Genomic DNA, 9,537 nt, shown 5'->3' with positions numbered 1-9,537 from the left:
AGACCGCGCTGATCCGTGTCACCGAGTTCGCCCTGCAGCAGCTGTCGAAGACTCCGGTCAGCTCGGCCCAGCCCGAGCACTACTGAGACGCAGCGACGCCGGGTGCCCTCCCCACGGAGGGCACCCGGCGTCGACGTGATGGCGGTGACCCGGCCGGTGGTAGCCCGGCGGGCGCCGTCGGCGTGGTCGCCGGGCGGGCGGGGTCACCGGGTCGGCGTGGTCACCGGACCGCTGCTCGTCCCCGTCGTCGCGAACGCCTCGGTGACCGGCACGCCGGCCGCGAGCGCCAGCTGGAGCCGGATGCGCGCCTTGAGCGGGTCCAGGCCGCCGGCCCGCAGCAGCCCGGCGCGCAGGAGCGCCACCTCGCTGCCCGGGTAGCCGTACGTGGCGGACAGCACCTCGCCTGCGCCCGACCGGGACGCGAGCACGACGGGCATCCGGGCGGCGAGCGCTCGCAAGGGCTCGACCCACTCCACTGCCACGTGTCCGCCGCCCATCGCGGCCAGCACGACCCCCTCGTACCCGAGGTCGGGCAGCCCGGACAGGAGGCGGCCGTCGTCGCCGAGCGCCATCGTCACCAGGGCGACGGGCGGGATGGTGACGTCGGCCGGCACCGTCAGCGGCGGCGTACGCGGCACCCGCAGCGCGACCTCCACGCGGTCCTCGACGACCCAGCCGAGCCGTCCGACGGCCGGCGACTGGAACGTCGCGACGCTGGAGGTGTGGGTCTTGCGGACGTAGCGCGCGGCGTGGACCTCGTCGTTGAGGACGACGAGCGCGCCCTGGTCGCGCGCCTGTGGGCTGGCGGCCGTGCGGACCGCGGCCATCAGGTTGGCGGCGCCGTCCGGGCTGAGCAGCGACGGGTTGCGCATGGCACCGGTGAGGACGACCGGCTCGGCGCGGTCCCACACGACGTCCAGCGCGTACGCGGTCTCCTCCAGCGAGTCGGTGCCCTGGGAGACCACCACACCGGTGGCGCCGTCGTCGACCGCCGCCGCGGCCGCGTCGCGCAGCTGCAGGACGTGCTCGAGCGTGAGGCGGGCCGAGCTGACCTTCATCAGGTCGACGCCGTCGATCTGCGCGACCTGGTCCAGCCCGTCGATGCTCCCGGCGATCTGGGCGGCGGACAGGCCGGGCTGCGCCGGCTCGCCGGGGGCCGGCGGCACGCTGGCGATGGTTCCGCCCAGGGCGAAGTACGCCACCTGCGGCAACCCGTCGATCGCGTACGCACCCAGGTCGGTGGGCGTCACGACGCCCGCCGTGTGGACCGTCACCGGAAGGCCTCGGCGCCGGTCAGCGCCTTGCCGATGACCAGCTGGTGCACCTCCGACGTGCCCTCGTACGTCAGCACCGACTCCAGGTTGTTCGCGTGCCGGATCACGGGGTACTCCAACGTGATCCCGTTGGCAGCGAGGATCGTCCGGCACTGCCGGGCGATCGCGATGGCCTCGCGGGTGTTGTTGAGCTTGCCGACGCTGACCTGCTCGGGCGTGATCGTCCCGGAGTCCTTCAGCCGGCCCAGGTGCAGCGCAAGCAGCTGCCCCTTGCCGAGCTCGAGGGCCATGTCCGCGAGCTTGGCCTGGGTCAGCTGGTACGACGCGAGCGACTTGTCGAACACCTGCCGGTCCTGGGCGTAGGAGATCGCGGTCTCCAGGCAGTCCCGGGCCGCGCCCATCGCGCCGAAGATGATCCCGAACCGTGCCTCGCTCAGCGCACCGAGCGGACCGCGCAGGCCCTGCACCTCCGGCAGCACGGCCGAGGCGGGTAGCCGAACGTCCTCCAGCACGAGCTCGGCGGTGACCGAGGCGCGCAGCGACATCTTCCGTTTGATCTCCGGCGCCGAGAAGCCGGGCGTGTCCGTCGGGACCACGAAGCCGCGGACCTTCTCGTCGGTCTGCGCCCACACCACCGCCACGTCGGCGACGGTGCCGTTGGTGATCCACATCTTGGTGCCGTTGAGGACCCAGTCCTCCCCGTCCTTCTTGGCGCGGGTGCGCATGCCACCGGGGTTGGACCCGAAGTCGGGCTCGGTCAGGCCGAAGCAGCCGATCGCATCACCGGCGGCCATCCGGGGCAGCCACTCCTGCTTCTGCTCCTCGCTGCCGTACGCGTGGATCGAGTACATCGCCAGGGACCCCTGCACCGACACCAGGCTTCGAATGCCGGAGTCGCCGGCCTCGAGCTCCTGGCAGGCCAGGCCGTACGTCGTCGCGGACAGCCCGGCGCAGCCGTACCCGTCCAGGTGCATGCCCAGCACGCCGAGCTCGCCGAGCTCCTTGGTCAGCTCGCGCGCCGGCACCTCACCGGTGTCGAACCACTCCGCGATGTGCGGACGGACCCGCTCGTCGACGAAGTGACGCACCGCCTTGGCGATCTCGCGCTCGTCGTCCTGGATCAGGCCGTCGAGGGCGAACAGCTGCTCGAGTGACTGTGGCATGCCTCTCATCATCACCTACGCCGCAGCGCCGCCCGTCGGGCCCCCACCACCGGAGCCACCCGTCGCCTCCGCCTCACGCGAACGGCCCTTGTACGTGCAGATGTCCCTGTACGTGCGGGGACATCTGCACCGGAGGGGGTCATCTGACCGGACCGAGCCGCCCACCCACTCGTTGTCCACAGGCCCGCCTGCGTCCTGCCCGCACATCGGTCAGGCTGCGCGGCATGTCCATCGCCCAGGGCTCCCGCGCCTCCGGCGCCGCCACCCACCACGGTCCGGCGTCGGCGGCGACATCCCTCCCGCACGGGCTCCGCACGCTGGTCGCCGCTCATCCCGGCGGCCTGTTCCTGCACCGCGACGCCATGACGAACGGCGTGAGCAGCCGAGAGCTCGCCGGCTGGGTACGCGCCGGACTCGTCCGCCGCCTCAGTCGCGCGACGTACGCCATCGGGCCGGCGCCCGCCGAGCCCGAGGACGCCCACCGCGAGCTCACCAGGGCGATGCTGCTCGGGCATCCCGCGCTGATCGCCAGCCACCACTCCGCCCTCGCGCTGCTCGGCGTGGACCTGTGCGACGTGGACCTTCGGCGGGCGTACGGCATCTGGACGAACGGCAGTGCCTCTCGCACCCTGCCGACCGTCCGGCTGATCCGACCGACGCGGGTGCCTCCGTACGGACATGTCGGCGGCTGGTCGTGTGTACGGCCGGCCTGGGCGATCGCTCAGACGACGGCCGAGCACGGGATCGTGGCAGGCGTGGCCGCGGCCGACCACGCGCTGCACAGCAAGATCGTCACCATGGACGGACTCATCGGGGCGGTGGCCGACCATGAGGGCATGCGGGGGGCGGCGACCATGCGCCGGATGCTCGACCTGTGCGACCCGCGCGCCGAGTCCGTCGGTGAGACGAGGCTGCGGCTCATCTGCATCGACGCCGGGATCGAGGTCGAGCCGCAGTTCTGGGTCCTCGACGGTCACCGCCGCGTCGCCCGGGCGGACTTCCGGGTCAAGGGCACCCGACTGCTGCTGGAGTTCGACGGCATGCTCAAGTACCGCGCCGCCGAAGGTCAGCAGGCGCTGGAGAAGGAGAAGCGTCGGGAGGACGAGTGCCGTCGGCTCGGCTGGGACTTCGAGCGGTTCACCTGGCCGGCGGTGGACAGGCCCGCGTTCGTGCGCAGCCGGATCCACGAGGGGCTGGCCCGGGCCGCCCGCTGACCGGCGCGCCGACCGTAGATCGCTCGGCCGTCCGGGCGCGAAACGACCCTCTCCCCTGCAGATGTCCCTGCACGTACGGGGACATCTGCACCGGAAGGGGTCATCTGGGGCCGCGGCACCGCGCGGGGCGGCCCCGACGCGCGCGATCAGGCGGAGGCGGTGTCGCGCGTACGGCGTGCGGTGCCGGCCCCGGGACGGATGCTCTCGCCCGGGCGGACGAAGCGCATGTCGTCGGTCGGCTTGGCCCGCTTCATGTCCAGGGCGTCGAGGACGTAGTTCTGCCGGACCAGCCACGGCGCCTTGTCACCGCGCCGCGGCAGCTCCTCGACCGAGCGCTGGACGTACCCGGAGGACAGGTCCAGCACCGGCGACGGCGTGAGGGAGCCACTCACCCGGGGGAAACCGAACGCGTAGCCGTTGTCGCGGACCTGCCGGACGAACCGGCAGAAGAACTGGGCGCTGAGGTCGGCCCGCAGCGTCCAGGAGGCGTTGGTGTACCCGATGGCCATGGCGGCGTTCGGCACGCCCTCTAGCATGCAGCCGCGGTAGACGAAGTGGTCGCCGAAGTCGACCTTCTCGCCGTCGACGTCCAGCGTCGCGCCGCCGCCGATCTGCAGGTTCAAACCGGTGGCGGTCACGACGATGTCGGCCTGGACCACCTCGCCGGAGCTGGTCCGGATGCCCTCGGGGACGAACGCGTCGATGGTGTCGGTGACGATGCTGGCGTCGCCCGAGCGCAGCGCGGTGAACAGGTCGCCGTCCGGGATGAAGCAGACGCGCTGGTCCCACGGCTTGTAGGGCGGCTGGAAGTGCTTCGGGTCGTACGCCGGCGCGTCCACGAGGGCGCGCCGGGCGCCGCCGGTGAGGGCCTTGGTCGCGATTCCGGGCATGCGCCGGGCGAACTGGTAGAACCCGACCGCCTTGACCGCGTTGCTCCACCGGTTGACCGAGTGGGCGACCTTGTCGCTGGGCAGGCGGCGGACGAGATCGGCGACGGGATCCTTGCCCGGCAGCGCCAGGATGTACGACGGCGTGCGCTGCAGCATCGTCACGTGCTCGGCCCCACGGTCGGCGAGCGCGGGGACGAGCGTGATCGCCGTCGCGCCGGAGCCGATGACGACGACCCGCTTGCCGGTGACGTCGAGGTCCTCCGGCCAGAACTGCGGGTGAACCACCTGCCCGGTGAACGACTCCCGGCCGGGGAAGTCGGGCGTGTACCCCTCGTCGTAGGAGTAGTAGCCGGATGCGAGGTAGCAGAAGCCCGCGGTCACCTGGCTCGGGCCGTCGCCGCCCGCGAGGTCGATCGTCCAGCTCGCGTCCTCGGAGGACCAGGAGGCGTGAGTCACCTTGGTGTTGAGGCGAATTCGCTCGTCGATGCCGTACTTGGCGGTGGTGTCCTTGATGTACTGCAGGATGTCGGCGCCGTCGGCGATCGACTTCTCACCCCGCCACGGCTCGAACGGGAAGCCGAGCGTGAACATGTCGGAGTCCGACCGCAGCCCCGGGTACTTGAACAGGTCCCAGGTGCCACCGACCGAGCCGCGTCCCTCGACGATCAGGTAGCTCAGGCCGGGGCACTCGGTCTGCAGCCGGTACGCGGCGCCGATTCCCGAGATCCCGGCACCGACGATCACGACGTCGTAGTGGGCGCTGTCCATGCTCGCAGTCCTCTCCCGTGGTGACTTACCTCACGGTAACTTACGCCCGCCGCCCGCGACCGGGGCTTCGGGGCGCCCGTCTCACGGTCCGGCGAACCCGGCCACCGCGAAGAGCCCCACCAGGCCGACCGTGCCGAGCGCGCCGATCACGATGCCCGCGATCGCGAGCCCACGGCCGTCCTTGCCACCCTCCCCGGTCTCCCCGAGCGCGACGATGCCGAGCACGAGGCCGATCAGGAACGGCAGCCCGCAGGTGAAGCCCACCAACGAGCACACCAGCGACGCGATCGCCATGCCCGAGGTCTGCGGCACGCCGTACGGGGAGCCGGCGCCGTACGCGTACGGGCTGTGACCGTAGGGAGCGGAGGGGTACGCGCTCCCGTACGGCGCGGGCTGGTTGCCGTACTGCGGCGGCTGGTTGCCGTACGGCGCGGTCTGATTCCCGTACTGCTGCGGCTGGTTGCCGTACGGCGCGGTCTGGTTCCCGTACTGCGGTGTCGGCGTGTCCTGCCACTGCGGGCCGGCGTTCGGCGACGGGGTGGCGAACGGGTCGGCCGGCTCCAGACCGGCTCCGGCGAGCGGCAGCCCGCAGCCCTGGCAGTGGCGCGCGTCCGCGCGGACGGCTCGCCCGCAGCTCGGGCAGCCCAGTAACGACATGCTCGTCAGTCTCCTTGCTCGAGCCGGGTGACATCGACGGCGACCTCGAGCCTCGACGACGGCGACTCGGTGAAGATAACGCCCTTGAGCGGGGAGACGTCACGGAAGTCCCGACCCCAGGCGGTCACGACGTAGCGGGAGTCGGCCAGGTGGTCGTTCGTCGGGTCCAGGTCGACCCACGTGCCGCCCGGGACCAGGACCGACGCCCACGCGTGCGAGGCGTCCGAGCCCGCGAGCTTCGGGCGGCCCGGCGGGGGCTGGGTCTCCAGGTAGCCGCTGACGTACCGGGCGGGCAGACCGACGGCCCGCAGGCAGCCGACCGCGAGGTGGGCGAAGTCCTGGCAGACGCCCTCGCGCTTTTCCAGCAGCTCCGGGAGGGTCGTCTTCACCGATGTCGCGCCCTTGGCGTAGCGGAACTCCGCGAAGATCGTCCGGGTCAGGTCGAGGACCGCCTCGCCCAGCGGCCGGTCACCCGGCAGCAGGCGGGCGGCGTACGCGCGCACCTCCGGGGAGAGGTCGACCAAGGCGGACGGGAGCAGGTACGACACCCGCTCGACCGGGTCCGCCTCGCCGGCCAGCAGCTCGACCGCCTCGGCAACGGTGTGCCGGTCGAGCTCGTCCAGGTCGGTCCGGGGCCAGGCGACGTCGACGACCGACGTCTTGGTGACCGCCAGCTCGGTGTGCGGCGTGCGGACCTCGACGTAGTGGCTGTGGTTGCCGAAGTGGTCCACGTGCTCGGTCATCAGGTCGGGTTCGGGCGACACCTCGATGGTGTTCGACCGCACCTGCTGGGACGGGGTCTCGCGCGGGTGCAGGCAGCCCCGCTCGTAGCAGCCGGTGACGTCGGCGGCGTAGCTGTACGTCGTCCGGTGCCTCACCCGGTAGCGCCGGGGCTCGAAGTCCGCGTCCGTCTGCGTCCCCATCAGGCGTCCCGTCCCAGGGTCCACTCGGTGACGTGCGTGCGCTGCGGGGCCTTGCGGACGAAGTGGCGGCGCTCCACGGCATCGGCGAGGTCGCGCAGCTCGGCGCCGAGGCGGACCAGCAGCTGGTCCAGCGCCGTACGGTCGTGGCCGGCGAGCCGATGGACGTCCGCCGCCCGCAGCCGCTGGGCGATCTCGGCCACCTGCGTCCGTCGCTCGCCGTCGCCCATCAGCTCCAGGTCCGGGCCGAGCCGGTCCAGCTGGAAGATCACCGACCGCGGGTTGTCGACGTCCAGCAGCAGCAGGTCGAGCGCCGAGTGCACCGGCGACGCGGGCCCGAGCCCGGCGGCGGAGCGGCGGCGGTGGGTGATGATGCTCTCCCCCGCGACCAGGATCGCCTCGGTGACCTGCCCCTCCAGCACGGGCGAGCGTCCCGGTGCGAGGGTCGCCGCGAGCAGGGCGACGGTCAGCTGCGCCCGCTCCAGCCGGCTGCCGGCGTCGATGTACGCCCACGTCCGGTCCCGGACCATGCTCTGCGCCATCACGCCGGCGAGCGCGAGCAGCGACTCGATCAGCCGCTCCAGCAGCGGCTGCAGCTGGGACTCCTCCGTCTGCTCGGCGGACAGCGTCTCCTCCAGTCGGCTCAGGATCGGCCAGGTGTCCAGGGACAGCTGGTCGCGCACCTGCTGCGAGCCCTGCACGAGCCGGTCGACGGCGTACGCGATCGTGCCGGGGGTACGCCGGTCGGTCACCAGGGTGCGCAGGTGGCGGACTCGGCCTCCCGGCTCCCTCGCGTCGCCCGCCGGGACCGTCGTGACCGCGCCGACCGCGTCCAGCACCGCGGTCATCGCGGCGGCGCCGAGCGAGCCGGGCCGGTTGTCGAAGTCCTCGGTCAGGTCGTCGGCGACCTTGAGCAGGCGCGCGGTGCCCTCGGCCCGCTCGGCGTACCGGCCGATCCAGAAGAGGTCCTCGGCCACGCGGGGCGCGAGTCCCGCCGTCGGCGCGGGCTCGGCGACGGCAGCCGGCCGCGAGGAGCGCTCGACCCACGGTGGGGCGGCCGCGTCCGGGGCGGAGAGCACCCACACGTCCTTGGCGAGAGCGCCGGCGCTCCCGGTCACCCGGTACTCGTCCATGCTCGCGGCGACCCGGGCCAGACCACCCGGCAGGAACCGGTAGTCACCACCTTCCGCGACGGCGAACGTGCGCAGCACCAGGCGGCGCGGCTCCAGCCCGTCGCGGGTGACGACGGGGGCGGAGGAGTCCGGCAGCGGCTCCTGGGCGCACCACGCCCACGGCTGCGCCTCGATCCGGGCGCGCAGCCGGTCCAGCTCGGCCCGACTGAGGGCCCACCCGAACTCGCTCTCGTTGTCCACGTCCCGCCACAGCGGCTTGAGGACGAGCTCGTCGAGGTGGGCGAGCACGTACGAGCGCTGCCGGTCGTCGCCGCACCACCAGGAGAGGGGCATACCGAGCGCGAGGTCCTCGCCGAGCACCTCGCGCGCGACGGCGCCGAGGAAGTGCTGCAGACCGGGGTTCTCCAGGACGCCGGCGCCGAGCGGGTTGACCACCGCGACCGTGCCGCGCCGGGTCGCCTCGACCAGGCCGGGGACGCCGAGCTGGGAGTCGGCCCGCAGGTCCAGCGGGTCCGACCACAGGGCGTCGACACGGCGCAGGATGACGTCGACCGGCTCGAGCCGACCCGTCGTACGGACCCACACCCGGCCGTCGCGCATCGTGAGGTCGTCCGCCTCCACGAGCGGGAACCCCAGCAGCGTCGCCATGAACGCCTGGTCGAACGCGGTCTCGCTGCCGGCCCCTGGACTGAGCACGACGACGCGGGGCGCCTCGCTCGTCTCGGGCGCGACGTCGTGCAGCGCGACCCGCATGGTGTGGAAGAAGGACCGCAGCCGGGCCAGGTCGGTGCCGCGGTGCAGCGCCGGCATGGTGCGGGTGATGATCCGGCGGTTCGCCATCGCGTACCCCGCACCGGACGGCGCCTGGGTGCGGTCGGCGATGACCTGCCACGCGCCGTCACTGCCCCGGGCGAGGTCGGTGGCGCTCATCAGCAGCTGGTGCGGGCTCGGCAGCCGGACCCGGTCGGCCTGCCGGACGAACCCCGGATGACCGAGGACGACCTCGGCGGGGACGACGCGGCGGTGCAGCAGCGTCCGTTCGCCGTACAGGTCGGCCAGGACGAGGTCGAGCAGGTGCGCGCGCTGGGCGAGCCCCGCCTCCAGGCCGGCCCACTCCTGCGCGCCGAGCACCACCGGGAGCGGGTCCAGGTGCCAGTTGCGGGCCTGACCGCCGTCGTCGGTGCTGCCGTACGTGACGCCGTCGCTCTGCACGAACCGGCGCGCCCGCGCGGCCCGCGTCAGCAGCCCGGTCGTCCCCATCGCGGTGACCGTGTGGGCGAGCAGCTCGTGGTCGGGGCGTACGCCGCCGTTGCCGATGAGCTCGTCGACCGCCGGCGCGGACGGCTCGCCCCGCTCGACCGCGCGGCTCGCCAGCAACGCGCGGTACGCCTCCAGGGCGCCACCGGGCTGCTCGTCGACCTGCGCTGACATCGGCACGAGACTAGGCGTACCCGCCGACGGACAGCGCACGGACCACGCGCGCGACGGCCGTGATCCTCACCGCACCTGCCGGCTTGA

General features: G+C 72.9%; 7 protein-coding genes. 1 reads left to right on the top strand and 6 read right to left on the bottom strand.

Translation table 11 applies throughout. The annotated features are described in order from the left end of the window. Window positions 1-203: 203 nt before the first annotated feature. Together P4R38_RS14840 and P4R38_RS14835 are read right to left on the bottom strand one after the other, a co-directional pair. Window positions 204-1,274, bottom strand: a complete 1,071-nt coding sequence (locus P4R38_RS14840; RefSeq protein ID WP_277192847.1) for an asparaginase — start codon at window positions 1,272-1,274, stop codon at window positions 204-206. After that, window positions 1,271-2,437 (bottom strand): acyl-CoA dehydrogenase family protein, encoded by a 1,167-nt coding sequence (locus tag P4R38_RS14835; protein WP_277192846.1) that lies wholly within the window; start codon window positions 2,435-2,437, stop codon window positions 1,271-1,273. Before P4R38_RS14835 ends, P4R38_RS14840 begins: the two co-directional genes overlap by 4 nt. A 224-nt stretch (window positions 2,438-2,661) precedes the next feature. On the opposite strand from P4R38_RS14835, the gene P4R38_RS14830 reads away from it, so the two are divergent. Further along, complete coding sequence (locus tag P4R38_RS14830) at window positions 2,662-3,651, top strand: hypothetical protein (protein ID WP_277192845.1); 990 nt, start codon at window positions 2,662-2,664, stop codon at window positions 3,649-3,651. Window positions 3,652-3,797: 146 nt separating this feature from the next. On the opposite strand, the gene P4R38_RS14825 is transcribed toward P4R38_RS14830, so the two are convergent. From P4R38_RS14825 to P4R38_RS14810, 4 genes are all read right to left on the bottom strand, one after another. Continuing rightward, window positions 3,798-5,309 carry a flavin-containing monooxygenase gene (locus P4R38_RS14825; protein WP_277192844.1) on the bottom strand — a complete coding sequence of 504 codons (1,512 nt, stop codon included), beginning with the start codon at window positions 5,307-5,309 and terminating at the stop codon, window positions 3,798-3,800. An 81-nt stretch (window positions 5,310-5,390) separates the two neighbouring features. Continuing rightward, the gene (locus P4R38_RS14820; protein WP_277192843.1) at window positions 5,391-5,966 is read right to left on the bottom strand and encodes a DUF4190 domain-containing protein; all 576 of its coding nucleotides are present in this window, start codon (window positions 5,964-5,966) and stop codon (window positions 5,391-5,393) included. Between the two features lie 5 nt (window positions 5,967-5,971). Continuing rightward, window positions 5,972-6,889, bottom strand: coding sequence for a transglutaminase family protein (locus P4R38_RS14815; protein WP_277192842.1), 918 nt, complete (start codon window positions 6,887-6,889; stop codon window positions 5,972-5,974). After that, window positions 6,889-9,450 carry a circularly permuted type 2 ATP-grasp protein gene (locus tag P4R38_RS14810; protein WP_277192841.1) on the bottom strand — a complete coding sequence of 854 codons (2,562 nt, stop codon included), beginning with the start codon at window positions 9,448-9,450 and terminating at the stop codon, window positions 6,889-6,891. Before P4R38_RS14810 ends, P4R38_RS14815 begins: the two co-directional genes overlap by 1 nt. Window positions 9,451-9,537 lie beyond the last annotated feature (87 nt).

Origin of the sequence: Luteipulveratus flavus, from assembly GCF_029439465.1 — a bacterium.
GTDB lineage: Bacteria > Actinomycetota > Actinomycetes > Actinomycetales > Dermatophilaceae > Luteipulveratus > Luteipulveratus flavus.
Note: the sequence above shows the minus strand (reverse complement) of the source record. Positions and strands in the feature narration are given on the sequence as shown.

What these genes read in the sequence shown, in the direction of transcription:
- P4R38_RS14835 (WP_277192846.1), bottom strand. Translation starts at nt 2,437, where the DNA reads ATGCCACAGTCACTCGAGCAGCTGTTCGCCCTCGACGGCCTGATCCAG.
- P4R38_RS14830 (WP_277192845.1), top strand. Translation starts at nt 2,662, where the DNA reads ATGTCCATCGCCCAGGGCTCCCGCGCCTCCGGCGCCGCCACCCACCAC.
- P4R38_RS14825 (WP_277192844.1), bottom strand. Translation starts at nt 5,309, where the DNA reads ATGGACAGCGCCCACTACGACGTCGTGATCGTCGGTGCCGGGATCTCG.
- P4R38_RS14820 (WP_277192843.1), bottom strand. Translation starts at nt 5,966, where the DNA reads ATGTCGTTACTGGGCTGCCCGAGCTGCGGGCGAGCCGTCCGCGCGGAC.
- P4R38_RS14815 (WP_277192842.1), bottom strand. Translation starts at nt 6,889, where the DNA reads ATGGGGACGCAGACGGACGCGGACTTCGAGCCCCGGCGCTACCGGGTG.
- P4R38_RS14810 (WP_277192841.1), bottom strand. Translation starts at nt 9,450, where the DNA reads ATGTCAGCGCAGGTCGACGAGCAGCCCGGTGGCGCCCTGGAGGCGTAC.